This is a genomic window from Pseudomonas sp. S3_B08 (assembly GCF_054667725.1).
Window position 1 is genome coordinate 5,263,971 of the sequence record NZ_CP162750.1, and the last position, 22,160, is coordinate 5,286,130.

Annotated in this window: 25 protein-coding genes; 3 read left to right on the forward strand and 22 right to left on the reverse strand. The window is 62.6% G+C overall.

The window, feature by feature from the left end:
- Nucleotides 1-13: 13 nt before the first annotated feature.
- The 20 genes from AB4N73_RS23810 to AB4N73_RS23905 are packed head-to-tail and all read right to left on the reverse strand — an operon-like array spanning nucleotide 14 to nucleotide 18,117.
- Nucleotides 14-1,240, reverse strand: a complete 1,227-nt coding sequence (locus AB4N73_RS23810) for a beta-ketoacyl-ACP synthase (RefSeq protein ID WP_041477581.1) — start codon at nucleotides 1,238-1,240, stop codon at nucleotides 14-16.
- On the reverse strand, nucleotides 1,240-1,968 hold the full coding sequence (locus tag AB4N73_RS23815; protein WP_460142616.1) for a 3-ketoacyl-ACP reductase FabG2: 729 nt from the start codon (nucleotides 1,966-1,968) through the stop codon (nucleotides 1,240-1,242). Before AB4N73_RS23815 ends, AB4N73_RS23810 begins: the two co-directional genes overlap by 1 nt.
- Nucleotides 1,961-2,425 carry a hotdog family protein gene (locus tag AB4N73_RS23820; RefSeq protein ID WP_056787367.1) on the reverse strand — a complete coding sequence of 155 codons (465 nt, stop codon included), beginning with the start codon at nucleotides 2,423-2,425 and terminating at the stop codon, nucleotides 1,961-1,963. The genes AB4N73_RS23815 and AB4N73_RS23820 overlap by 8 nt, the downstream gene beginning before the upstream one ends.
- Nucleotides 2,422-3,618, reverse strand: coding sequence for a beta-ketoacyl-[acyl-carrier-protein] synthase family protein (locus tag AB4N73_RS23825; protein ID WP_236168179.1), 1,197 nt, complete (start codon nucleotides 3,616-3,618; stop codon nucleotides 2,422-2,424). The genes AB4N73_RS23820 and AB4N73_RS23825 overlap by 4 nt, the downstream gene beginning before the upstream one ends.
- Complete coding sequence (locus tag AB4N73_RS23830; RefSeq protein WP_460142617.1) at nucleotides 3,615-4,226, reverse strand: hypothetical protein; 612 nt, start codon at nucleotides 4,224-4,226, stop codon at nucleotides 3,615-3,617. Before AB4N73_RS23830 ends, AB4N73_RS23825 begins: the two co-directional genes overlap by 4 nt.
- Nucleotides 4,226-4,951, reverse strand: a complete 726-nt coding sequence (locus AB4N73_RS23835) for a class I SAM-dependent methyltransferase (RefSeq protein WP_236168177.1) — start codon at nucleotides 4,949-4,951, stop codon at nucleotides 4,226-4,228. The genes AB4N73_RS23830 and AB4N73_RS23835 overlap by 1 nt, the downstream gene beginning before the upstream one ends.
- Complete coding sequence (locus AB4N73_RS23840) at nucleotides 4,948-6,195, reverse strand: NAD(P)/FAD-dependent oxidoreductase (RefSeq protein WP_460142618.1); 1,248 nt, start codon at nucleotides 6,193-6,195, stop codon at nucleotides 4,948-4,950. Before AB4N73_RS23840 ends, AB4N73_RS23835 begins: the two co-directional genes overlap by 4 nt.
- A complete protein-coding gene (locus AB4N73_RS23845) occupies nucleotides 6,182-7,345 on the reverse strand; it encodes a cation:proton antiporter (RefSeq protein WP_460142619.1) in 1,164 nt (387 codons plus the stop codon). The genes AB4N73_RS23840 and AB4N73_RS23845 overlap by 14 nt, the downstream gene beginning before the upstream one ends.
- On the reverse strand, nucleotides 7,342-9,672 hold the full coding sequence (locus AB4N73_RS23850; protein WP_460142620.1) for an MMPL family transporter: 2,331 nt from the start codon (nucleotides 9,670-9,672) through the stop codon (nucleotides 7,342-7,344). The genes AB4N73_RS23845 and AB4N73_RS23850 overlap by 4 nt, the downstream gene beginning before the upstream one ends.
- The gene (locus tag AB4N73_RS23855) at nucleotides 9,656-10,258 is read right to left on the reverse strand and encodes an outer membrane lipoprotein carrier protein LolA (protein ID WP_150741710.1); all 603 of its coding nucleotides are present in this window, start codon (nucleotides 10,256-10,258) and stop codon (nucleotides 9,656-9,658) included. Before AB4N73_RS23855 ends, AB4N73_RS23850 begins: the two co-directional genes overlap by 17 nt.
- Entirely contained in the window at nucleotides 10,255-10,680 is a 426-nt protein-coding gene (locus tag AB4N73_RS23860) for an acyl-CoA thioesterase (RefSeq protein ID WP_056787385.1), read from the reverse strand. The genes AB4N73_RS23855 and AB4N73_RS23860 overlap by 4 nt, the downstream gene beginning before the upstream one ends.
- Nucleotides 10,673-12,217 carry an HAL/PAL/TAL family ammonia-lyase gene (locus tag AB4N73_RS23865; RefSeq protein WP_460142621.1) on the reverse strand — a complete coding sequence of 515 codons (1,545 nt, stop codon included), beginning with the start codon at nucleotides 12,215-12,217 and terminating at the stop codon, nucleotides 10,673-10,675. The genes AB4N73_RS23860 and AB4N73_RS23865 overlap by 8 nt, the downstream gene beginning before the upstream one ends.
- Entirely contained in the window at nucleotides 12,198-13,145 is a 948-nt protein-coding gene (locus tag AB4N73_RS23870; protein ID WP_041477592.1) for an LpxL/LpxP family acyltransferase, read from the reverse strand. The genes AB4N73_RS23865 and AB4N73_RS23870 overlap by 20 nt, the downstream gene beginning before the upstream one ends.
- On the reverse strand, nucleotides 13,142-13,876 hold the full coding sequence (locus AB4N73_RS23875; protein ID WP_056787395.1) for a glycosyltransferase family 2 protein: 735 nt from the start codon (nucleotides 13,874-13,876) through the stop codon (nucleotides 13,142-13,144). The genes AB4N73_RS23870 and AB4N73_RS23875 overlap by 4 nt, the downstream gene beginning before the upstream one ends.
- Nucleotides 13,869-15,548: an AMP-binding protein gene (locus tag AB4N73_RS23880; protein ID WP_460142622.1), complete on the reverse strand. Its 1,680-nt coding sequence runs from the start codon at nucleotides 15,546-15,548 to the stop codon at nucleotides 13,869-13,871. The genes AB4N73_RS23875 and AB4N73_RS23880 overlap by 8 nt, the downstream gene beginning before the upstream one ends.
- Nucleotides 15,545-16,090, reverse strand: a complete 546-nt coding sequence (locus AB4N73_RS23885; RefSeq protein WP_095181012.1) for a COG4648 family protein — start codon at nucleotides 16,088-16,090, stop codon at nucleotides 15,545-15,547. Before AB4N73_RS23885 ends, AB4N73_RS23880 begins: the two co-directional genes overlap by 4 nt.
- The gene (locus AB4N73_RS23890) at nucleotides 16,087-16,341 is read right to left on the reverse strand and encodes an acyl carrier protein (RefSeq protein ID WP_056787400.1); all 255 of its coding nucleotides are present in this window, start codon (nucleotides 16,339-16,341) and stop codon (nucleotides 16,087-16,089) included. Before AB4N73_RS23890 ends, AB4N73_RS23885 begins: the two co-directional genes overlap by 4 nt.
- 9 nt (nucleotides 16,342-16,350) lie before the next feature.
- Entirely contained in the window at nucleotides 16,351-16,626 is a 276-nt protein-coding gene (locus tag AB4N73_RS23895) for a phosphopantetheine-binding protein (protein WP_095181011.1), read from the reverse strand.
- Nucleotides 16,604-17,416 (reverse strand): lysophospholipid acyltransferase family protein, encoded by an 813-nt coding sequence (locus tag AB4N73_RS23900; RefSeq protein ID WP_041477597.1) that lies wholly within the window; start codon nucleotides 17,414-17,416, stop codon nucleotides 16,604-16,606. Before AB4N73_RS23900 ends, AB4N73_RS23895 begins: the two co-directional genes overlap by 23 nt.
- Nucleotides 17,392-18,117: a beta-ketoacyl synthase chain length factor gene (locus AB4N73_RS23905; RefSeq protein WP_041477598.1), complete on the reverse strand. Its 726-nt coding sequence runs from the start codon at nucleotides 18,115-18,117 to the stop codon at nucleotides 17,392-17,394. The genes AB4N73_RS23900 and AB4N73_RS23905 overlap by 25 nt, the downstream gene beginning before the upstream one ends.
- A 356-nt stretch (nucleotides 18,118-18,473) precedes the next feature.
- Between AB4N73_RS23905 and AB4N73_RS23910 the strand changes: the two genes are divergently transcribed.
- Nucleotides 18,474-19,244 (forward strand): ParA family protein, encoded by a 771-nt coding sequence (locus AB4N73_RS23910; protein WP_056787407.1) that lies wholly within the window; start codon nucleotides 18,474-18,476, stop codon nucleotides 19,242-19,244.
- 132 nt (nucleotides 19,245-19,376) lie between these two features.
- Here AB4N73_RS23910 and trxC read toward each other — a convergent pair whose 3' ends face one another.
- Complete coding sequence (trxC, locus tag AB4N73_RS23915; RefSeq protein WP_375123019.1) at nucleotides 19,377-19,811, reverse strand: thioredoxin TrxC; 435 nt, start codon at nucleotides 19,809-19,811, stop codon at nucleotides 19,377-19,379.
- Between the two features lie 236 nt (nucleotides 19,812-20,047).
- On the opposite strand from trxC, the gene mazE reads away from it, so the two are divergent.
- Both mazE and mazF read left to right on the forward strand, forming a co-directional pair.
- Nucleotides 20,048-20,317, forward strand: coding sequence for a type II toxin-antitoxin system antitoxin MazE (mazE, locus tag AB4N73_RS23920; RefSeq protein ID WP_008077592.1), 270 nt, complete (start codon nucleotides 20,048-20,050; stop codon nucleotides 20,315-20,317).
- Entirely contained in the window at nucleotides 20,317-20,679 is a 363-nt protein-coding gene (gene mazF, locus AB4N73_RS23925) for a type II toxin-antitoxin system toxin MazF (RefSeq protein ID WP_460142623.1), read from the forward strand. The genes mazE and mazF overlap by 1 nt, the downstream gene beginning before the upstream one ends.
- A gap of 5 nt (nucleotides 20,680-20,684) precedes the next feature.
- Here the strand turns inward: mazF and selO are convergent, their stop codons facing one another.
- The gene (gene selO / locus AB4N73_RS23930) at nucleotides 20,685-22,148 is read right to left on the reverse strand and encodes a protein adenylyltransferase SelO (RefSeq protein ID WP_460142624.1); all 1,464 of its coding nucleotides are present in this window, start codon (nucleotides 22,146-22,148) and stop codon (nucleotides 20,685-20,687) included.
- Between the last annotated feature and the right edge of the window lie 12 nt (nucleotides 22,149-22,160).

Here is a 22,160-nt window from a genome sequence, read left to right on the forward strand (position 1 = left end):
TGGATTGATTCGGTTATGCCCAGCGGCGGAAGATCAACGAAGTGTTGACGCCACCGAAAGCGAAGTTGTTGTTCATCACGTAATCGTGGTGCATCTGACGAAACTCGCCGCGCAGGTAATCGAGCTTGCCGCAGTGCGGGTCGACCTCGTCGAGGTTGAAGGTGTGCACATAGCGGTCGCTGTTGAGCATCTCGATGCTGAACCATGACTCCAGCGCACCGCAGGCACCGAGGGTGTGGCCGAGAAAACTCTTCTGCGAGCTGATCGGCATGTGTTCGCCGAACAGGCTGCTGGTGGCCAGGGTTTCGGCGATGTCGCCCTGCTCGGTCGCGGTGCCGTGGCCGTTCACATAGCCAATGGCGTCCGGACTGAGGCCGGCATCTTCCAAGGCCAGCTCCATGGCGCGGCGCATGGTGACCTGTTCCGGGCGGGTGGTGTGCTGGCCGTCGGCGTTGCTGCCGAAACCGACGATTTCCGCGTGAATGTGCGCGCCACGGGCGAGGGCGTGTTCCAGCTCTTCAAGCACCAGCATGCCGCCGCCTTCGCCGATCACCAGACCGTCGCGGCCCTTGTCGTACGGGCGTGGGCTGGTCTGTGGTGCATCATTTTTCAGGCTGGTGGCGTAGAGCGCGTCAAACACCATGGCTTCAGTCGGGCACAGTTCTTCGGCACCGCCGGCGAGCATCAACGGCAAGCGGCCGAACTTGATTGCCTCGTAGGCGTAGCCGATGCCCTGGCTGCCGCTGGTGCAGGCGCTGGAGGTCGGGATCAGGCGCCCGGTGAGGCCGAAGAAAATGCTGATATTGGCGGCGGTGGTGTGCGGCATCATCCGCACATAGGAGTTGGCGTTGAGCCCCTCGGCCACCGAGTTGAGCAGCATGTTGCCGAAGGCTTTGATCTCGTCAGTGCTACCGGTAGATGAACCACAAGCGACGCCCATGCGCCCGTCCTTGATCGATTCGTCACCGAGCAGGCCAGCATCGGCCAGAGCCTTTTCTGCTGCGCCGACCGCCAGTCGCGAAACCCGGCCCATGCTGCGCAACTGCTTGCGGGTCCAGTGCGACGGTACGAGAAAATCATCGATAGGCCCGGCCAGACGCGTGTTCAGCTCAGTGAAGCGATCCCACTCGTCCATCCGGCGAATGCCGCTGCGATTGGCCGCGAAATTGCCGGCAATGGTCGGCCAGTCGCTGCCCAGAGAGGTGATGCCGGCCATGCCGGTGACGACGACGCGCTTCATCAGCACAGGCCTCCGTTGACCGCCAGGACCTGACGGGTGATGTACGAGGCTTCCGCCGACATCAGGAAATTCACCGCAGAGGCCACTTCTTCAGGGGCGCCCATGCGTTGCGCGGGGATCATTTTCATCAGTTCCTCCACCGGCACGTTTTCGTCGAGCATGGCCGTGTCGATCAGGCCGGGGGCGACGCAGTTAACGGTGATTTTGCGCTTGCCCAGCTCGATCGCCAACGCCTTTGCCGCACCGATCACGCCGGCCTTCGAGGCGCTGTAATTGACTTGGCCACGGTTGCCGATCAGGCCCGATACCGAAGTGATGCAGACGATGCGCCCGGCGGCGCGACGACGGATCATCGGCATCATCACCGGGTGCAGGACGTTGTAGAAACCGTCGAGGTTGGTGCGCAGGACCACGTCCCAATCGTCATCGCTCAGCGCCGGAAACGCGCCGTCGCGGGTCAGCCCGGCGTTGAGCACCACGCCGTAATAGGCGCCATGGTTTTCAACGTCGGCTTCGAGAATGCTTCTGCAGGATTCGCGGTCGGCGACGTCGAATTGCAGAATGCGTGCGCGGCGACCCAATGCTTCGATTTCGGCCTGCACCGCTTGGGCTTCGGTCATGCCGCTGCGGCAATGCAGGACGATGTCGTGCCCGGCTTGCGCCAGACGCAAGGCAATGGCGCGGCCGATGCCACGGCTGGAGCCGGTGACCAGTACGGATTCAGTCATCGTGCGACTCCTTTGTCTGTTGCAGATATTGGTTGGCATGCGGCGGACGGAACACGTTCAGCCGGGCGCTGGCATGAATGCCGTCACCGTGGATGTGACATTCGAATACGCCCATGCCGTTGTCGTCTTCCAGTGAGCGCAGGCCGTGGATGGTCAGCACGCTGCCAGGCGCAAAGGCTTCGACGTTGCACTCGAATTTGCGCGTGCCGAGGAGAAAGCCCAGCTCCGGCGGATTGCCTTTTTGCCGGGCGTGGCAACCGGCGAAAGCGGCGACGCTCTGCGCCATCAGTTCAACGCCGACCCACGCCGGCAGGCTGCCGTCGGGCAGGTTGAACAGGCCGTCGGGCTTGACCGTGAGGCGAGTGAAAATCTGCTCGTCATCGAAGCGCTCGATGGCGTCGATCAGAATCATGTCGCCGGCATGCGGCAGCAGTTCGGCGAGCGGCCAGTGGCTCATGGGGCGTCTCCGATAATCAGGCTGACGTTGTTGCCGCCGAAGGCAAACGAGTTGCTCATCAGGAAGCGCGGTGCAATGGACGTCAGGGGTTCGCTCGCGGTCACCCACTTGAGCGGCGGCAGCGCGGGATCGGCCTGGCCGTCCCAGATATGCGGCGGTAACGCCTGCTCAGGGTTGTCGGCACTCAGGCTCAGCCAGCAGAACGCCGCTTCCAGCGCGCCAGCCGCGCCGAGGGTGTGGCCGGTCAGCGGCTTGGTTGACGAGCAGGCGACGCCTTGGGGAAACAGCGCCGCGACCGCCAGACTTTCCATCGCGTCGTTGTGCTGGGTGGCGGTGCCGTGCAGGTTCAGGTAGTTGATTTGCCCGGCTTGCAGATGCGCGCGACCAAGGGCTTTTTGCATGGCTTGCAGGGCGCCGCGACCGCTCGGCTCCGGCGCGGAGATATGGTGCGCATCCGAGCTGGCGCCCGCACCCAGCAGGGCGATGCCCGGGCCTTCGTCGCGCTGTTTGCTCATCACGAACAGCACCGCTGCTTCGCCGATATTGATGCCGTTGCGGTTGGCGGAGAACGGATTGCAGCGCTCATCTGAAACGGCTTCCAGCGAAGAGAAACCGTTCAGCGTGAGCTTGCACAGACTGTCGACGCCGCCGCACAGTACCGCGTCGCACAAGCCCAGATCGAGCAGGCGCTGAGCGCTCATCAGCGCGCGGGCGCTGGAGGTACAGGCGGTGGAAATCACGTAGGCCGGGCCGCTCAGTTGCAGCCATTCGGCGAGAAAATTCGCCGGGGCGCCGAGTTCCTGTTGGCGATAGTCGTACTCGCGGGGAAATTGCTGTTCGCGGATGTAATGCGCCAGACCCCGGCTGGCCTCGTCGATGCCCGAGGTGCTGGTGCCTAGCACCACGCCTATGCGCTCGCGGCCGAAGGTCTGGATCGCACGATCGATGTCGTCTCGAATCTGCAGCGCGGCTTCCAGCAGCAGCTGATTGTTGCGACTGCTGTGCTCGACCAGGTCCGTAGGGATCGCCGCCAATTCACCGTGTACGCCAGCCACAGGCAGTTCACGTTCGGCGACCCAGCCGGACTCGCGGCGCATCCCCGAACAGTCGCCGGCGAACAGATTGCGCGCGACTTCAGACTTGTCGCGGCCCAGGGCGCAGATCACGCCGAGGGCATTCAGGTAAGCGGTCATGGCGTCGATTCACCTAACTGGGAAACGCGATAGTGCGGGCCTTGGGGCAGATTCAATTGGAAGCTCAACGGTTGTGAATAGCGGATGTTCCAGCGCGCCGGCAGTGAACGCTGATCGGCCTGTTGTCGGGCGTCGGGATAATTGCGCAGCAGCTCGGCAGGAGGCGTCAAGGCGAACAGCAGTGCGGCGAACAACTCCCGCGCCTCGGGATTGGGCGGCAGCAGACCGTCGGCCTGCCAATGCCCATCGATCAGTTGCTGACGGGCTTGGGGAATACCCAGCGGATCCATCATCGACCAACGCGTGCCGGCGCCTTCGCGTTGGATCACCAGCAGCCAGTCCTGACGCTGCCCGGCTTGCTCGCGCTCAATGTGCAGTTGCAGCGGCAGAGGCAGCGTCGGGTTGGCCGCTGGTAGCGGTGGCTGGCTGGCGCAGGCACTGAGCAGCAGGGCTGACAAAACGATCACCAGCCATGCAGCAAACCCTGTGGGAGCGAGCCTGCTCGCGAATGCAATCTGACATTCGCCACTTTGGCTGACTGATACACCGCTTTCGCGAGCAGGCTCGCTCCCACAGGGTTTCAGGTGTTCAGATCGATAGCCGTACATCAGACAGATTCCTGCAATGGCTTGCGCGCGACGACATTCACCAGCGTCTCTTCACGCTCACCGAATGGCTTGGGTTTGCTCAACCCCAGCCGCTCCAGCAAACCAAAATCCTTCGACCGGCTCCACCACAGATACGGGTAGGAAACATTGCGCTCGGCAAACTCGAAACCCTGCTCGCGGATCATCTGCAGATAGCCGGCGGCGCTCTTCTGTACGTGCATCGGATGGCGGAACAGCCAGCGAATCACCCAGGTATCAATGTAAGCCTCGGTGGACTCGGCGAACAGCAGATAGCCGCCCGGCTTGAGCACGCGATAGAACTCGGCCAAGGCCTTTTCCTGCTCGACCAAGTGGTGGAAGGTCTGGTGACAGAACAGCAGGTCGACGCTGGCGTCCGCGACGTTCAGCGTGGCGCAATCGCTGCCGATCAACTCGACTGGCATGCCCAGGCGCGTGGCCTCTTCGGCGCTGAGTTGCAGGCTGTGCGGGTCGGCGTCGACGCCGATCAGTCGCTGCGGGGCGAAGGTCTGACGCAGGTGGCCGAAGGACTTGCCCTGACCGCAACCGGCGTCGAGCAGCACCGGGCGTTCCGGCAGCGGCTCACTGAATAATCCACGCAGATCATTGATCGCCACGCGCAGCACATGGTGCTGCCAGGTGTGGCTGCGCAAGAACCAAAGACCGAAGCGGGTTTCCTCTACGTAACTGTCGCTCAAGTAATTCATGAGGCGTCCTGCGCGCAGAGTTGGGAAATCATCTTCAGCCGGCGCCGCGCTTCGCTGACAAACGGGTTGCGCTCGTCCCAGGCATAACCGGCGAGGATCGAGCAGATCATCCGGCGAATCTCCGCCTGGCTGTCCTCATAGAAAATCACGTCCTGGAAGGTGCCGGCGTACCAGCCTTCGACGTAGCAACGGAAGGTATCGACGCCGCGTTTCAACGGTTCGGCAAATTCGCTTTGCCAGTCCACCGTTTCACCCTGCAACTGGCGGTGCAGCACGCCAGCGGCCATGCTCGCCGAACGCATGGCGATGGTCACGCCGGAGGAGAACACCGGGTCGAGGAATTCTGCGGCGTTGCCCAGCAGCGCGAAGCCCGGGCCGTGCAGGGTTTTCACGTTGGCCGCATAGCCGCCGAGGGTGCGCGCCGGGGTGTCCCAGACCGCGTTGTTCAGAACCCCGGCGAGGCTCGGCGTCTCGGCGATGAAGCTGCGCAGGCAGGCATCGAGATCGCTGTCGCGGCCCCGGAAATGTTCTTCAGCCGCGACCATGCCTATCGAGCAGCGGCCATTGCTGAACGGGATGGTCCAGAACCACACATCGCGATGCTCGGGATGGGTGGTGACGAGGATCTTTTCACGGTCGAACGCCGGGTTGTCGATGTGATCTTCGACATGGGTGAACACGGCCTGACGCACCGGGAAATTCGAAGGTGCTTCGAGGTCGAGCAAGCGCGACAGCACGCGGCCGTAGCCGCTGGCGTCGAGGACGAAATCGGCTTCGACGCGATACTCGCTGCCATCTTCGCGGCGCACATCGAGTTGTGGTTTCGCCTGATCGAAATCGACGCTGACAATCGCATCGCCATAACGGATTTCCGCACCTTGCAATGCTGCTTGATCGGCCAGCAACTTGTCGAAGTCGGCGCGCTGCACCTGGAACGTGGTCGGCTTGCCGGCGGTGAAAGTGTCGCCAAAATCGAAAGCGCTATAGCGCTCGCCCCAGGCAAACGCCGCGCCGGTCTTGCGCTGGAACCCGGCGGCGTTGACGGCGTCGAGCATGCCGGCTTCTTCGACGAAATCCAGGCAATGGCTGAGCAGGCTTTCGCCGATAGAGAAGCGTGGGAAGTGCTGGCGCTCGAGCACCAGCACATCGTGGCCCTTGCGCTTGAGCAGGGCGGCGGCGATAGCACCGGACGGGCCGGCACCGATGATCACGACCTGACGGGATTCCATTTCAACGATTGGCACGTGAGCTCCGGGGCAAGGGACTGTTCAGATTCAGGGGCGCGCGATGCAGGCCGATCAGGGCCGGCAGCAGCGTCGCGATCAGGCCCATCAGCATCAGCGCGAAATACAGCGCCGGAGTGATGAGCTGTTGTTGCAACAGCAGATTGAGAAAGACGATTTCGCTCAGGCCGCGAATGTTCAGCAGTACGCTTTCGCGCCAGCGGCTGGCACCCGCGAACGAGGCTCCAGCCCAACCGAGGCCGAGCCAGTTGCCCAGCAGTTTACTGGCAATCGGCAACAGCAGCAGCGCCGCCCATTGCCCGGCGTCGAGGCTGGCGAGGGCGCTGTGGACGTCGATCTGGACGATGCCGAACGTGAGGATCAGCGGGATCGCGATCCACGTCTGCAAACGGCTCATCCAGCGTGTCGGCAACGGCAGCACCAACGGCACTTTCAGCAGCGCCATGCACAGCAGATAGCCGATGCCGAAAATCAGCGCGTTGAGTTTGTAATGCTCGGCCATGACCAGCAACGCGAAGAAGCCGAGGCTGTAAGTCAGCGGGCGACGCACGCGCAGCAGGTGCAAAAGCAGCGGCACGCCGGCCATGGCCACGGGCAGCAACAGGCTGCTCAGGTACAGGCTGCCCTGGGCGAGGCCGAACAGCGTCCAGCAGGTCAGATCGATAAGGATCGCTGTTTGCACCAGACGCCGCGTGGCAGCGGGCGGGTAATCGATGTGACGCAGATACAGGTACAACACCGGGATCGCGGTAATGGCGAAGACCAGTCCGATGGCCAATGCGTTGAGCCACGGCTGCGACGGCAGCAACCAGTACGCAACCGCCAGCCCGCAAGCGAACGGCACAGCGAAACTCGGTATAGCGATTTTCACGCTCTGGCGATCCAGACGCAGATCGATGACATCGCTGAGGATATGCCCGAGCAGCAAGGCGAAGCTCAGGCTGTAGAGGTTTTTCAGCCAGTCCGGGGCGATCAGTTGTGCGCCGCTGAGCTGCCAGCCCGGCTCGATCCAGAAATACATCAGCAACGGCAAACCGAAGCTCGCCAGCAGCAACTGACTGACGATCGGAATCAGGCCGAAGTGACGGCCGACACGAGTCGCCAGCGCAAACAGCGCCAAGGCCAGCAACCAGAAGCCGAAGACCATCATGCCGCTGGCTCCGCAACCGGTTCATGGCGCCCGGCCCACGGCGCGAGCATGAAGCTGAACGCCAGGCCGAGGCTCACCGACAGGCCGAAATTACTCACCGCCGGGGTGCTGGACACCGCTAGCAGGCCGAACGACAGCCACGTCGTCACTGCTGCAAGCAAGGTGCCGAGCAGGCTCACCGCCGCGCCGCCCACCTGTTCGCGCATGAGGATTGCATAGTCGACACTGATCGCCGTCACCAACAGCAGGCCGAACAGGCTGAACAGGGTCAGCGGCTGACCGAGCCAGCCAAGGCTGGCCAGACTGCACAGCGCCGCCAGCAGCGGCAGGGCGACGATACGCAGGGCGCCGGTCAGGCCGAACGGCAGGATCAGCACCAGCACGATCAACACGCAGGAGGCCAGTTTCAGTTCGGCGGCGCTGATCTGCGTGGCGGCGAACACCTTGTTCAGATCACCGAGGCGATCGACCAGCACCACCCCCGGCAGATCGAGCGCCTGCACGCGCAACAACGACGGATTGTTCAAGCCCTGCAAACTGGTCATCGCTGCGACGCCGTCTTCAGTCGGTCCAAGCCACAGTGTCCGATACGGCTCGCCGAGCGGGCCAGCCAGCGCGGCGTCGATGTCTTCGGCGGGCAGGGTCTGCAACTGCTGCAATTCATTTTGCAACGCAGCCACCGGCACGCCGAGATCGAGCAGCGGTTGCCAGAACGACGGCAGCTTGTTCAGTGATTCGCGCACTTGCTGTTGCTGGCTCGGCGCGCTGACCAGTTGATCGAGGGCCAGATAGCCTTGCAGCTTGTCGAGGTTGACCAGTTGCTGCAGGCGCTCGCTCAGCGCTGCCTGGCGCTCGAGCAATTGCTCCTGATTGGCCGCGCGGACGAGGAAGAACTGGCTGGTCGGTTGAAAACCGGTGATGCGTGCGATGGTCTGCGCTTCGTCGGTCAGATGCTGCGGCGCGCCAACCCATTGGCGAATGTCGTTTTTGCTCTGCAACTGCATCAAGCCGCCGATGCAGAAGGCAATCAGCAGGGCCAGCAGCGCGGGCGTGCGCATGCAACCGAGCAACGCCTCACGCAGATGAATCAGGCGCTCGGCCAGGCGCAGCGGCCATTGCGCCGGGCGCAGTTGGACATTTTTCAGCAGCGCCGGCAGCAGGCAGACCGCCGACAGATAGGCGCCAAGCAAACCGGCGGCGGAGAACACCGCGATCTGCGTCAGCGCCGGGAACGGTGTCCAGGCCAGCGCCAGGTAGCCGATAACGCTGGTGATCAGGCTCAGGGTCAGCCCCGGCAAGGTCAGGCGCAGGGCCGGCCAGCTGCGCCACGGCTTGAGGCTCCAGCTCTTGGACAGATAGTGCAGCGGGTAATCGACGGCGACGCCGATCAGACTCGAACCGAGCACCAGCGTCATCACATGCATGTGGCCGAACAGCGCCACGCAGGCCACCGCGCCGAACAGCATGCCGACCAGCACCGGAACAAATGCCAGCAGCACGCCCCAGCGGCGAAACGCCAACATCAGCAACAGCAGAATGCCAACCGTCGCACCACCGCCGACCCAGGTCATTTCGCGGGTGGCTTGTTGCTGGCCGTTGGCGGCGTAGAGCAGGCCACTGGCGGCGAGCAACTGCACGTCGCCTTTCGCCGCCTGTTCGCGGCTGTGCTGGAGCAGCTCTGCCACTTGCAGCGGCAGGTTCATGTCGAAGGCATTGCCGGTGGTGCGCGCACGCAGCATCACCCAGCTCTTGCCGTCGGCATCGGCGACCAGTGCGCCGCTGCCAATGTCCAGTTGCACTGCGCCATGTTTCGGCTGGCTGTTCTGGATGCGCCCGGTCAGGCCCAGCCAGTCGTCCTGGCTTGGCACCAGGGTGAAGCCGTTGAACGGATCGAACAGCGCCTGTACTCGCTGCTGGATGAACGCGTCGGGGTGCTTGCTGAGTAGCTGCCGATCATCCGCCGAGAGCATCGCAAGGCGTCCTTGCAGCAATTGCTTGCGCAGCGCCGGCAAGTCGGCTTGCAGGTTCCATTGCACGGTTTCGAACAGACCGCTGGCCTGCCATTGTTCGCCCAGTTGTTGGGCCATGGTCAGCGCTTGCTGACGATCGGCGTGGCCGACCAGCACCAGCATTTCGCGGTTGAGCGGCTCCTGCATGCGCTGTTCGGCGCGCAATTCCAGCGCGTCGGGATCGGTCCCGGGCACCAGCTCCATGAGATTGGCCGACAGCGGCGCACCGTCGCGCCACTGCCAGGCAGCCAGCGCGACGACGGCCAGCAGCAGGCTCAGAAACAGCCAGGGCAGCTTGCGTTCACTCGGCAAAGTCATGTTGCTCCGCTTCGCTCAAGGGTTGCTCGGCCGTGCTGTCCTGCATGCGCAGCAGGGTGCTGTCGCCCTGGGTTTCCAGCAGCTCGATGGTTTGCACAAGGGCGCCGCCATCGATATTGATCTGCTGGAACACTTGCTTGAGCAGCATCGAACGCGGCGTCAGGGTCAGTTGCCACTGCTGCGCCGTGCCGCTCAGGGCCAGTTCGAAATCGCGCTGCAAACCGCTGCTGTCACCTTGCAGCACGGCGAGAAACAAACGGTTCTGCTCGGCACCGGCGCTCTTGTTCGGCAGCAGTTGCCAGCCATTGGTGTCACGGCGGGCGATGCCATTGGCGGTGATGCGGTAATCCTGTTGCAGCGGGGTTTTCAACAGCCACAGCAGGCCATGATTTTTCGCGAGGACGAAGCTGCCCTTGCTGATCAGCGGCTGCGGCAGGGCGCGCAGGTGTTTTTCCTGGATGAACTGGCCGTGGATAACATCCGGTTTCGCCAGTTGTTCACTGAGTTGTTGCAGGTCGAAGGCATTGGCCCATGACGACACGGCCAGCAGCGTCAACGCGCCGAGGCTTCTGAAAAACACATTCATCGCAGCATCCTTTCCACGGCATCGGTGAAGACTTTGGGTGAGGCCAGTTGCATCTCGCGGCTGCTGACTTCGACGGCGACCTGCACGGAGCTTGCGCGGGTCAGGCGTTCGCCGGTCTGCAGGTCGCTGATCAGATAATTGATCTTCAGACGGTTTTCCCACTCGATCAGGCTGGCGCGCACGTTCAGCCGCTGGCCGAACACCGCGCTGCGCACGTAGCGCAGTTGCAGGTCGATGATCGGCCAGGCGTAACCCGACTCGACCATGTGCGTGTAGTTGTGGCCGATCTTGTCCAGCAACGCGCAGCGCGCGACTTCGAGGTATTTGACGTAATGGCCGTGCCAGACCACGTGCATGGTGTCGACGTCGAAAAACGGCACCAGAATCTCGGTATCGGCGTGAAGCACTCCGGCACTACGCATGCAGCCTCCAGTGTTGCGCGGCGATGCGTTGCAGGCACAGGCGCAGTTCGCCTTCCAGGGCGCGGTCTTCGATGACCGGCGGGAAGTCCTTGCCCAGCTCTTCGTGCATCGCTGCCAGTGCCGGCGGCAGCGGGCGCGCATCGGCGGCTTGAGCGCGCAGCCACACGCCCTGATTGGCGGCGAGCAGCGTGGCGGCGGCGACCTGTTCGGTCAGCTCCAGCACGCGAATCGCATCACGGGCGGCGATGGTGCCCATGCTCACCTTGTCCTGGTTGTGGCACTCGGTGGAGCGCGAGAACACGCTGGCCGGCATGGTGTTTTTCAGCGCTTCGGCGGTCCAGGCGCTGGTGCCGATCTGCACGGCTTTGAAGCCATGGTTGATCATGGCCCGATCGGCGGGTGCGCCGGAGAGGTTGCTCGGCAAGCCGTGGTTGTAGCGCTCGTCGACCAGCAACGCCAATTGCCGATCGAGCAGATCGGCGACGTTGGCCACGAGGTTTTTCAGGCTGTCCATAGCGAACGCAATGTGCCCGCCGTAGAAGTGCCCGCCATGCAGAACGCGCTCGGCTTCGGCATCGATGATCGGGTTGTCGTTGGCGCTGTTCAGCTCGGTTTCGATGAAGCCGCGCAGCCAGTTCAGGCTGTCGGCCAGCACGCCGAGCACATGCGGCGCGCAACGCAGCGAATAACGATCCTGCAGACGATGCAGTGGCGCGGTCGGCGCCTCGATCGCCAGATCCTTGCGCAGCCACGCGGCGACCTGCATCTGCCCCGGGTGCGGCTTGGCGGCGAACAGGCGTTCGTCGAAGTGCTCCGGATTGCCTTGCAGCGCGACGACGTTGAGCGCAGTGATGCGCGTGGCCAGTTGCAGCAGGTAATCGGCGCGGGCGAAGGCGAGGCAGGCGAGGCCGGTCATCACGGCGGTGCCGTTCATCAGTGCCAACGCTTCTTTGGGGCGCAACACCAACGGCGTCCAGCCGAGTTCGCGATGGACGTCGGCAGCCTGACGACGTTCGCCACGGAACAGCACTTCGCGCTCGCCGGACAGGGTTGCGGCGACATAGGACAGCGGCGTCAGATCGCCGCTGGCACCCACCGAACCCTCTTCGGGAATCAGCGGCAGGATGTCGTATTCGAGAAACGCGTGCAGACGCTCGAGCAGTTCGACGCGCACCCCGGAAACGCCGTGACACAACGACTGCAAGCGCGCCGCCAGCACCGCGCGGGTCGCCTGCGCGTCGAGCAGTTTGCCCAGGCCGCAACCATGAAAGGTGTAGAGATGACGCGGCAGCGCCTCGACGTGATGCAGCGGCACCGCGACCACGCAGGAATCGCCGTAACCGGTGGTGACGCCGTAGATCACACCTTCCTTGTCCAGCAGCGAATCGAGAAACCGCGCGCCCTTGGCGATGCGCTCGCGATAGTCGGCGTCAGCCTGCAACTGCACGGGCGCCTGACGGTTGGCCAGGGCCAGCACGTCTTCGATGCGCAAAGGGCGTTCGCCGAAGGTTACCGGCTCATGGGTTGGCGTCGTCATCGGTCTTCCAGAAAGGGTAAAAGTTGAACCATTGCTGCGGGGCTTCGAGGCAATAGTGACTCAGGCGCTGCGCGTAGCGGGTGGCCCACTGATGAATGACCTGCTCGCGTTCGCGGCGTGTCCACACCACCGCGTCGGCGAACGGTTCGAGAGTCAGGCGATAGTGGCCGTCGGGTTGCTTGAGGCACATCAGCAGATTGACCGGGCACTTGAGCAGGCCGGCCAGTAACCACGGGCCTTGCGGAAATGGCGCCGGGTGGCCGAGAAAATCCACCGTCACGCTGCGCCCGCCGTGCAGTGGCACGCGGTCACCGGCAATCGCCAGCCACTCGCCGCGTTCCAGCCGTTCATGCAGTTGCAGCATGATCACCGGGTCGAGTTCGCTGACCTGAATCAGGCGCAGATTGGTCGCCCCGGCCTCGCCAAGCAAGCGGTTGAATTGCTCGGCGTGCTTGGTGTGCACCAGCACGTTCATGGTGACCTTTTCGCCGATCTCCGCCAGCGCCCGGCACACTTCGAGATTGCCCAGATGCGCGCCGACCAGCAGTTGTCCGCGACTACCGCGCAACTGCTTGCGCAGCAGCGCCGGGTCGATGATTTCGATCTGCTCGATGCTCAACTTGCCGTTCCACACATCGAGCTTGTCGAGCAGCGAATCGGCAAATGTCATGAATTGGCCAAACACCCGCCAATGGCTCGGGCGCAGGTCGTCGCGCCGGCTCCACGCGGCCAGCCGCTGCTGGTACTGCCAGGCACTGCGCCGGGCGACCCGGCCGAAGAGGAAAAAATACAGGACGATGCCGTACAGCAACGGGCTGAGCAGGCGCCGTCCGAGGACTCTGGCGGCGAACGCGGTGAATTTCATCAGCAGGAAACTGCCGCGCTCTTCGCGGTCGGCCCAGTGCTTCTTGTCGACTTCTTCGCTCATGGTTTCCACCGCCGCCAGAGGATCACCGGCCAACGCAGCAACATGCCGAAGAACAGCCGCGTGTGCATGCTGGAAATCAGCGCGTTGTCGTGGAACAGGCGAAAGTGCGACACGCCGTCCAGCGGGTAATGCACGCTTGTCTGCAGCCAGCGCATCGGCTGATTGCGCCAGGCCAGCCGCACAAGAATGTCCGAGTCGAAATCCATGCGCTTGCCGACCTTCGCCGAGTCGATCACGGCCAGAGTTGGCGCCAGCGGGTAGACGCGGAAGCCGCACATCGAATCGCGAATCTGCAACGACAGGGTGTTGATCCAGACCATCACGTGCGTCAGGTAGCGCGCGTACAAACGCCCTTTCGGCACGCTCTCGTCGAACAGCGGATAGCCGCAGATCATCGCCTCGGGATGGCCGCGGGATTCGCCGACGAAGCGCGCGACGTCGTGCAAATCGTGCTGGCCGTCGGCATCGACCTGCAAGGCATGGCTGTAACCCAGACGCGAGGCTTCACGCAGACCGGTCATCACCGCGCCGCCCTTGCCCTGATTGGCCGTCAGGCGCACCAGAAAAACCCTGTCGCGCTCGGCCAGGGTGTCGAGCACCCGCGCGCAGGATGGCTCGCTGGCATCGTCCACCAGAATGCACGGCAGACCTTGTGCGAGCAGGGCATCGACCACGGTGGTGATCGCGGTTTCGTGGTTGTATACCGGGATTACGGCGCAGGGGTTATGCATGGGCAGGCCCCAGGAGAATGCGTCCGCTGGAACAGGTCGCCGTGTCGTTGCGATAAGCGAAATACAACTTGCCGCGCTCGGCATCGAAACGCAGATGCAGCTGGATTTCATCACCCGGGCGCACCAGTTGCTGAAACTTCAGCACCTCCATTCCCGCGAACCCGCCATTCAGCTTCAGCAACTGCCGACCCAGATTCAGCGCCCATTCCACCTGCACCACACCGGGCAACACCGGTGCCTTGGGAAAATGCCCGCTGAAGTAGGCCAGATCCGGCGGCACGCTGAGTTGCAGGCTCCACTCGCCGTCGCTTTCGCTTTGCTCCAGCACTTCGGGGGCTTTGGGTCGCGCGGCCAGCAGCAATGCTTCGACGTCGGCTTGCGCCAGTTTGCCCTGGCTGTTCAATGGCATCTGCCGCAGCAGGCGCCAGCGTCGGGGCAGGGCGAGGGCTTCGCAATGTTGGCTCAGATGTTTGCGCAGGGTTTCGGTCAGGTCGCGGCGACCGTGCTCGCGCAGGGCGAACAGGCCCGATTCGCTGAGCACCAGCAGCGCACCGAGCGAGGCGCGGTTTTCCTGGACCACACCGAGGCGCGCTTCGACGACCCAGTCATGGGCTGCCAAGGCCTGCTCGAGCATCGGCAGCGAGATGCGTTTTTCTTCCAGTTTGACGATGCGGTCCAGTCGCCCCAGCAGTTCGAAGCGACCATCGGCGGCAATGCGCGCGGCATCGGCGCTGTGTTCGACATGGCCGGCAGGCAGGTAAGGCGAGGCGATCAGCAGGGCGCCGTCGCTGTCCTGGCTCAGTTCGACGCCAGCAAACGGCCGCCACAACGAATCGCCCTGACGCCAGGCGATGCCGCCAGTTTCCGAGCTGCCGAGGATTTCCGTCGGCCATTGCTGCAAGCGCTGTTGCAGACTTTGCGCCGCTTCCGACGGCAACGCGCCCCCGGAGGAAAACACCCGGCGCACCGCGCTCAGGGCCGGCCAGTCGAGGTTGTCGCCCATGCGCTTGAGCAGCGCCGGGCTGGCGACCCAGGCGAAGGCCGGGTATTCGCGGCTGGCGCGCTGCAAGTCTTCGGAGAACGCCAGTTGCCGGCGCACGAACGGGCGCCCGGCGCACAATGGCCACAACACGCGAAACAGCAGGCCATAGATGTGTTGCGTGGCGACACTGCCGATGATGCAGGCTTCACCGAGGTCTGCGCCCCACAACTGTTCCAGCGCTTCGACCTCGTTGGCCAATTGGCGCAGGGTCTTGTCGATGCGCTTGGGCTCGCCGCTGGAGCCGGAAGTGCACAGGCTCAGGCGGCATTGATCGAGATCCAGTTGTGCTCCGGGCAGGCCGGGCTGAGTGAAGTCGTCCAGCTGTGCATCGCCTGATTGATCGGTCAGCCATAGATCGACTTCCTGCGACCAGCGCTGACGCGTCTGCGCTTGCAGATCCGCCGGCAGCAACACGCTGACGCCGGCACGCCACGCGCCGAGCAGGGCGATGGCGAGGTCGGCGGCATCTTCCAGATGCACGGCCAGCCTTTTCACGCCTTGGCTTTGCAGACCCGCGGCGACGCTCAGGGCCTGCGCTCGCAGTTGCGCGTGATCGAGCGCCGGCGCCTGGCAGATCGCCCGTGCCGGCAGTGCCTTGAGCAACAGCTGCTCAAGTTTTATCCAATTCATGTACGGCCTCTTACCCGTTGTCGTATCAGCCATTCAATGGCAAACATCAGGCCGATCAATCCATAGGAGATCAGGCCGGTGTACAACATCCACCAATCCAGCGGCGCCCACAGGGTGAGGAGGGCGGCGCACAAACCGTTGCAGAAGAAAAACACGCTCCAGGCCAGCGTCACCTTGCGTGTGTAGCGAACGGCAACCTCCGGCAGCTCCGGCTCACGCAAGCGCGCCAGACGCTCGACCATCGGCGGGCCGAATTTCAGGCTTGCGCCGAACAGCACCAGCATGAATGCGCTGATCAGCACCGGGTACCAGCGCAGCAGCTGCGGGCTGTCGAACACCGCCAGCAGCAGGCAGAACACCATCGCCACGCACGCCATCCACAGGCTGCCCGGCTTGCGTTCGCCGGTCAGGGCTCGCGCCAGCCACAGGCTGCCCAACAGCAGCGCAAATTGCCACGGGGCGAAATGCTCCATGCCGAAATACACCGCAAAGGGGTACAGCAGACCGGCCAGCAGCAGGCCCAGGCCGATCAGTCGGCTCATGCGGCCGGTTGAACCAGACGGAACACCGCCTCGACCACGTCACCGACGGTGCGCACCGATTTGAACTCTTCGGCGGCGATTTTCTTGCCGGTCTGGCGTTTGATGTGATCGATCAGGTCGACCGCATCGATGCTGTCGATTTCCAGATCCTGATACAGATTGGACTCCAGGTTCACACGGGCCGGATCCAGCTCGAACAGCTCGACCAGGGCATCGCGCAGGGTGTTGAAAATATCGTCACGAGTTTGCATGGTCCGGTCTCAAGCTGCCTTTTTTGCCGTGACGAACGCCGCAAGGCTGGCCACGTTGGTGAAATGGTTGCGGGTGTCCTTGGCATCGGCGTCGATCTTGATGCCGTATTTTTTCTGGATCGCCAGGCCCAGTTCCAGCGCGTCCACGGAGTCCAGGCCGAGGCCTTCGCCGAACAATGTCTGCTCGTCGCCGATGTCCTCGGGGCTGATGTCTTCCAGGCCCAAGGCATCGATGATCAGCAGTTTGATGTCACGCACCAGGCTAGCGGTGTTCAGTTCGCTCATCTGCGGCGAGCTCCTTAATGAAATAGTCATGCAAATAATCGTTGAGCTTGCGCGAGGCCTGCGGTGCGGGGCCTTGCGCGGCGAAGGTCTGTGGGTCTATATCGGCCCCCACGCGAAAACTGAAGTGCACGCGGCGATGGGGGATGCGATACCACGGCTCGGCTTTGGTCAGGGTGGTCGGGCTGACCTTGATGATCACCGGGGTAACGATTTTCGCACCGCGCAGGGCAATTGCCGCCGCCCCCCGATGAAAGGCCGGCGCCTGCCCCGGCTGGGTGCGGGTGCCTTCGGGGAAAATGATCAGGGTCTGGCCGTCCTGCAATGACTGCGCGGCGGCGTCGAGCATGTCCATGCTGCCGTCGTTGCTGATGTACTCGGTGCGGCGCAGCGGGCCACGGGTGAACGGGTTTTCCCAGAGGGTTTTTTTCACCACGCAATTGGCGTGGCGCACCAGACCGATGAGAAACACCACATCGATCAGCGACGGGTGGTTGGCAATGATCATCTGCCCCGGTCGGCCAAGGCGCTCGGCACCCTCGATGTCGTAGGTGAGCACGCCGGTGCGGGCCATGAAACGCACGAAAAACCAGAACAAGCGACTGACCGTACGCCGCGCGCGCAGGCGATGGACCAGCGCGTCACCGGGCAGGCAGCCGAGCAGCGGAAATACCAGCAGGCGCAGACACAGCCCGCCGAGCCCGAACAAGGCGAAGCTCGCAGCAGTGGCCAGCAGGCGCCAGTAGTAGGCGTCGCGGTGTTTGGCGGTCACGGGTTGCGATGCCAGGTCCATACACGATTTTTCCACGCATGTTGGCAGTCAGGTTGCTGGCCGAGCAGGGTTCGCAGCAGGTTGAGCGCGTGCGGCCAGTGCGCCTTTGACCGGGTTTCGGTGCTGCTGTTCAGGGTCAGCCGCCAGTCGGTACCGGGCGTGAGCAACAAGCCCAGCGCATAAGGGAACGGCACATCATCGACCCACTGCGAATACGCCTCGGGCGGCTGCTCTTCGGTGATCACCAGCAGCACCGCCGGGGCGCCTTCATCAAGCAGTGCCGCTGCTTCGAGCATGCCGTGTTCGAGGCCGTCGCCAGCAGCGGCGAGGGCGGTCATTTCGCTGGTTTCACCGCGCATGATCGACCACAAACCGATGATCGCGTTATGCACCGACAGGCTGAATTGGGTCGGCGACAAGGGCTGCTCGGTGGCCAGATCGCGGAGGATTTCAAACGTGCGGGGGGTTTCGCCGTGCCGCGAGACGAACACCAGCGGCAGATTGTCCCGCCCGTCGGCCAGCGGCCAGCCAACGCTGAAGGCCATCCGCGCCAGGCGGCTGAGGCGGCGGCGCTGCATGGCCGGCAGAAACGACACATCGGGCGCGGCATCACTGCTCTGCAGCACGACCGGTTGTCGGCTCCAGGCCTGCCAGGCGTCCACGCTGTCGAGCCCCGGGGCCCACGCGCGCCATTGGGCGATGTTGAAGTTGATCACGGACATTCATCCCGCCCCTGCGGGCTTTCGTTGACGCGTTGAGTCGCCAGCGCCGCAGCAGGCTTGGCTTGGCGCAGGGCGCCGGGTGGCGCGCATTATCCCGGTGCGACGGGTGTGTAGCAAATGTTGGTTACATTTTGCCCAACAAAATGTACCGAGCGGTTCGCTGTATGGCTATCACTTGGCCATTATCCAGATTTGACGCGGCGTGTCTGTCAGGTGTCTCCGTAATGGCTGGCGGTTTTTTCCATGCCTGGGCGTCGATTTTTACACCTGACGACGTAGTCCATGTCGGTGAAGGTAGCGAAGCGCGGTCACCGCCAACTACACTCGGTCATTCTTTGATACACGGAGGTTTGGTCATGCGGCGCGTGGTGTTCAATCAGAAAGGTGGCGTGGGCAAATCCAGCATCGCCTGCAATCTGGCGGCGGTCAGCGCCAGCGAGGGTTATCGCACGTTGTTGGTCGACCTCGATGCCCAGGCCAATTCCACTCAGTATCTGACCGGGCTCACCGGTGATGACATTCCGATGGGCATCGCCGATTTCTTCAAACAGACCCTGTCGTCCGGGCCGTTCTCGAAAAAGAATCAGGCGGACATCTATGAAACGCCGTTCGACAACCTGCACATCATTACTGCCACCGCCGAGCTGGCTGACCTGCAGCCCAAGCTCGAGGCGAAACACAAGATCAACAAGCTGCGCAAGTTGCTCGACGAATTGTCCGAGGATTACGACCGGATTTATCTGGATACCCCGCCGGCACTGAATTTCTACGCGGTATCGGCGCTGATTGCCGCGGATCGAGTGTTGATCCCCTTTGACTGCGACAGCTTTTCACGTCAGGCCCTGTATGGACTGATCGCCGAGATCGAAGAGTTGAAGGATGACCACAACGAAGGATTGGAAGTCGAAGGCATCGTGGTCAATCAGTTTCAGGCGCGGGCCAGCCTGCCACAGCAGATGCTCGATGAGTTGATCGCCGAAGGCTTGCCGGTACTGCCGGTGTACCTGAGCAGTTCGGTGCGCATGCGCGAGTCGCACCAGGCCAGCATGCCGCTGATCCACCTCGACCCACGGCACAAGCTCACGCAGCAGTTCGTTGAATTGCACAATTTGCTGGAAGGCCACTGATTTTCCGACTCACACGCAAATCTCCTGTGGGAGCGAGCCTGCTCGCGAAGAGGCCGGCACATTCAACATCAGCGTTGAATGATCGGCCGCCTTCGCGAGCAGGCTCGCTCCCACAGGGGGATCTGTGGTGGGTCAGATGCCTTGGCTACGCAGCCACGCCATCAACTGCGGCAATGGCAACGCACCGCTCTGCCGCGCCACTTCCCTGCCGTTTTTAAACATAATCAGACTCGGAATTGAGCGAATCCCCAACTGCGCCGACAACTGCTGATTCGCTTCGCTGTCGAGCTTGGCCAGCCGACACTTGCCCGCCAACTGCGCCGCAGCCTGTTCGAACACCGGCGCAAACGATTTGCACGGCCCGCACCAGTCCGCCCAGACATCCACCAGTAACGGCAGATCGCCCTTGATCTGACTGGCGTAATCGCCTTGCTTGAGTTCGAAAGGCTTGCTCAGCAGTACCGCAGATTTGCAGCGTCCGCACTTGGGTTGATCGGCGAGACGCTCGGCTGGAATGCGGTTGACGCCATTGCAGGAGGGGCAGGGGATAAGGAGTGGGGTGGTCATGATTGGTTCTCTGATAGGCAGTCTATAGAACTGATTTGGAGTCGATCTGCCAACTTATCAATGTCGCAACTGCTCACATTTTTCTCAAAACAGTTCCGGGATCGATGGCTAGTCTGAAGACCAATTCGGCGTTTTACGCTTGTCGTGAGGAGATCGCTTTGTCTTTATCCGCGTGCTACTTTTGTTGCACTAATCCAGGAATCGATGATTCCTATGCATCAAATCGGAGCGACATAATGTCCGTAACTTCCAAGATACGCCGCCAAGGTGGCGCTGCCGTCATTACGATTCCGCCCACGCTTTTAAAGTTGTTGCATCTGGAGGTTGGCGCACAGCTAGAGCTGAATGTGGTCGATGGCGAACTGATTGCTCGTCCAGCCGTAGCCGCTACGCGTAAGCGTTATAGTTTGTCAGAGCTACTCGAAGGCGCAGAAGAATTGCAGAAACTTAACGCCCAGACTAGCGAGACCCTTGAAGGTGATTCTGTCGGCCGGGAGCTGGGTTGATGGTGCGCCGACAGCCCCCTCAGCGGGGTGACGTTTACTGGATTGATCCAAACCCAGTGGCGGGGCGGGAGATGATGAACAGACATCGCTTTGTGGTGATCACGCCCAGAGAGATCAACGCATTGGGCGTGAGCATGACGGTGCCTGTTACTAGCGGTGGGAATTTCAGCCGGTATATGGGTTTGGCGGTCGCCATTACTGGCCACGAAACCAATGGTGTAGCGTTGTGTAATCAGGTTCGCAGTTTTGACATAGAACAACGGGTACGAGACGGCACGGCCAAATTCATCGAGCGACTGGATGACGTGACAATGTCTGACATCGTCGACCGTGTAATCAGTGCAATCGACCCGCTAAGCTGAAGCGCCTACGAAGAACAACTGATCTCCAAATGCTTTCCCCACTCCGGTGGCCGCTCGGCGTAACCCTCCATCCCCGGCTGCTCCTCAAACGGTTTGCTCAGCACCGCATGCAATCGGCGCACCTCGGAATAGTCGCCTTGCTCGGCCGCATCGATGGCTTTTTGCGCAAGGTAATTGCGCAAGATGTACAGCGGATTGACTGCATGCATCCGTGCGCGGCGTTGTGCCTGATCGGCATTGCCGTCGCGGCCGACGCGGGCGACGTAGCGTTCGCCCCAGGCATCGAAACCTTTGATATCGACAAAATCGTCGCGCAGGCGGGCGATGGCCTGTTCGGCTGACTCTTCACCGAGGCGGCGGAAAAACAGCGTGTAGTCGACGCCGCTGTTCTGCATCAGTTGCAGCAGGTTTTCCAGCAGTTGCTGGTCCTCCTCCTCGGCGGTGGTGAAGCCGAAGCGACGGCGCATCAGGTCGAGGTAGTGCGCCTGGAACAGCGGCAGGTACAAGCCGAGGGTTTCACGCAGGGCCTCGACGCTGATGAACGGCGTCAGTGCCTGGGCGAGGGCGCTGAGGTTCCACTGCCCCACCGGCACCTGATTGCTGAACGAGTAGCGGCCCTGATCGTCGGAGTGGTTGCAGATGAAATGCGCGTCGAAGTCATCGAGGAAGGCGAACGGGCCGAAGTCGAAGGTGATGCCGAGGATCGACATGTTGTCGGTGTTCATCACGCCGTGGCAGAAGCCATAAGCCTGCCACTTGGCGATCAGCTCGGCGTTGCGCTCAACGATTTCGCGAAACATCGCCAGATACGGTTCCGGTTGTTCGAGGCATTCGGGGAAGTGCATCGCCAGCACATGCTCGCCGAGCTGTTTCTGCTGCTCGGGGCGCTTGGTGTAGTAGAAATATTCGAAGTGGCCGAAGCGGATATGGCTCGGCGCCAGACGCAGCACCATCGCCGCGCGTTCCTGCTTTTCCCGCCAGACCGGCGTGTCGGAGCCAATCACGCAGGCGGCCCGCGAAGATGGAATGTTCAGCGCAAACAGCGCCTCGGAGGCGAGAAACTCGCGAATCGATGAGCGCAGCACCGCGCGACCATCGCCCATGCGTGAAAACGGCGTCTGCCCGGCGCCTTTGAGGTGCAAGTCCCAATGCTCGCCAGCGTTGTTGTACACCTCACCCAGCAGCAGACCGCGCCCGTCACCCAGTTGCGGGGTATAACCGCCGAACTGATGCCCGGAATACACCATCGCCCGCGGCTCGGCATCGGCCCACAGCTTGTGGCCGCCAAACAGTTGCGCGAATTCTTCGGTGTCGGCGCTGGCCGCATCGAGATCAAGCAAGGCCAGAGCGGCCGGGCTGGCGACCACCAGACGCGGATTGTCGATCGGTTCGGGCAGCACGTGCGCGGAGAACGCGTCGCCCAGCCGGGCAAAGCGGTTATCGAAAGTCAGTTCGTCGAGGGCTTTCACGGGCCGGCTCCA

Excerpts from the sequence above, each read along its gene's own strand:
- AB4N73_RS23810 (WP_041477581.1), bottom strand. The coding sequence starts at position 1,240 with ATGAAGCGCGTCGTCGTCACCGGCATGGCCGGCATCACCTCTCTGGGC.
- AB4N73_RS23815 (WP_460142616.1), bottom strand. The coding sequence starts at position 1,968 with ATGACTGAATCCGTACTGGTCACCGGCTCCAGCCGTGGCATCGGCCGC.
- AB4N73_RS23820 (WP_056787367.1), bottom strand. The coding sequence starts at position 2,425 with ATGAGCCACTGGCCGCTCGCCGAACTGCTGCCGCATGCCGGCGACATG.
- AB4N73_RS23825 (WP_236168179.1), bottom strand. The coding sequence starts at position 3,618 with ATGACCGCTTACCTGAATGCCCTCGGCGTGATCTGCGCCCTGGGCCGC.
- AB4N73_RS23830 (WP_460142617.1), bottom strand. The coding sequence starts at position 4,226 with ATGTACGGCTATCGATCTGAACACCTGAAACCCTGTGGGAGCGAGCCT.
- AB4N73_RS23835 (WP_236168177.1), bottom strand. The coding sequence starts at position 4,951 with ATGAATTACTTGAGCGACAGTTACGTAGAGGAAACCCGCTTCGGTCTT.
- AB4N73_RS23845 (WP_460142619.1), bottom strand. The coding sequence starts at position 7,345 with ATGATGGTCTTCGGCTTCTGGTTGCTGGCCTTGGCGCTGTTTGCGCTG.
- AB4N73_RS23850 (WP_460142620.1), bottom strand. The coding sequence starts at position 9,672 with ATGACTTTGCCGAGTGAACGCAAGCTGCCCTGGCTGTTTCTGAGCCTG.
- AB4N73_RS23855 (WP_150741710.1), bottom strand. The coding sequence starts at position 10,258 with ATGAATGTGTTTTTCAGAAGCCTCGGCGCGTTGACGCTGCTGGCCGTG.
- AB4N73_RS23860 (WP_056787385.1), bottom strand. The coding sequence starts at position 10,680 with ATGCGTAGTGCCGGAGTGCTTCACGCCGATACCGAGATTCTGGTGCCG.
- AB4N73_RS23865 (WP_460142621.1), bottom strand. The coding sequence starts at position 12,217 with ATGACGACGCCAACCCATGAGCCGGTAACCTTCGGCGAACGCCCTTTG.
- AB4N73_RS23870 (WP_041477592.1), bottom strand. The coding sequence starts at position 13,145 with ATGAGCGAAGAAGTCGACAAGAAGCACTGGGCCGACCGCGAAGAGCGC.
- AB4N73_RS23875 (WP_056787395.1), bottom strand. The coding sequence starts at position 13,876 with ATGCATAACCCCTGCGCCGTAATCCCGGTATACAACCACGAAACCGCG.
- AB4N73_RS23880 (WP_460142622.1), bottom strand. The coding sequence starts at position 15,548 with ATGAATTGGATAAAACTTGAGCAGCTGTTGCTCAAGGCACTGCCGGCA.
- AB4N73_RS23885 (WP_095181012.1), bottom strand. The coding sequence starts at position 16,090 with ATGAGCCGACTGATCGGCCTGGGCCTGCTGCTGGCCGGTCTGCTGTAC.
- AB4N73_RS23890 (WP_056787400.1), bottom strand. The coding sequence starts at position 16,341 with ATGCAAACTCGTGACGATATTTTCAACACCCTGCGCGATGCCCTGGTC.
- AB4N73_RS23895 (WP_095181011.1), bottom strand. The coding sequence starts at position 16,626 with ATGAGCGAACTGAACACCGCTAGCCTGGTGCGTGACATCAAACTGCTG.
- AB4N73_RS23900 (WP_041477597.1), bottom strand. The coding sequence starts at position 17,416 with ATGGACCTGGCATCGCAACCCGTGACCGCCAAACACCGCGACGCCTAC.
- AB4N73_RS23905 (WP_041477598.1), bottom strand. The coding sequence starts at position 18,117 with ATGTCCGTGATCAACTTCAACATCGCCCAATGGCGCGCGTGGGCCCCG.
- AB4N73_RS23910 (WP_056787407.1), top strand. The coding sequence starts at position 18,474 with ATGCGGCGCGTGGTGTTCAATCAGAAAGGTGGCGTGGGCAAATCCAGC.
- trxC (WP_375123019.1), bottom strand. The coding sequence starts at position 19,811 with ATGACCACCCCACTCCTTATCCCCTGCCCCTCCTGCAATGGCGTCAAC.
- mazE (WP_008077592.1), top strand. The coding sequence starts at position 20,048 with ATGTCCGTAACTTCCAAGATACGCCGCCAAGGTGGCGCTGCCGTCATT.
- mazF (WP_460142623.1), top strand. The coding sequence starts at position 20,317 with ATGGTGCGCCGACAGCCCCCTCAGCGGGGTGACGTTTACTGGATTGAT.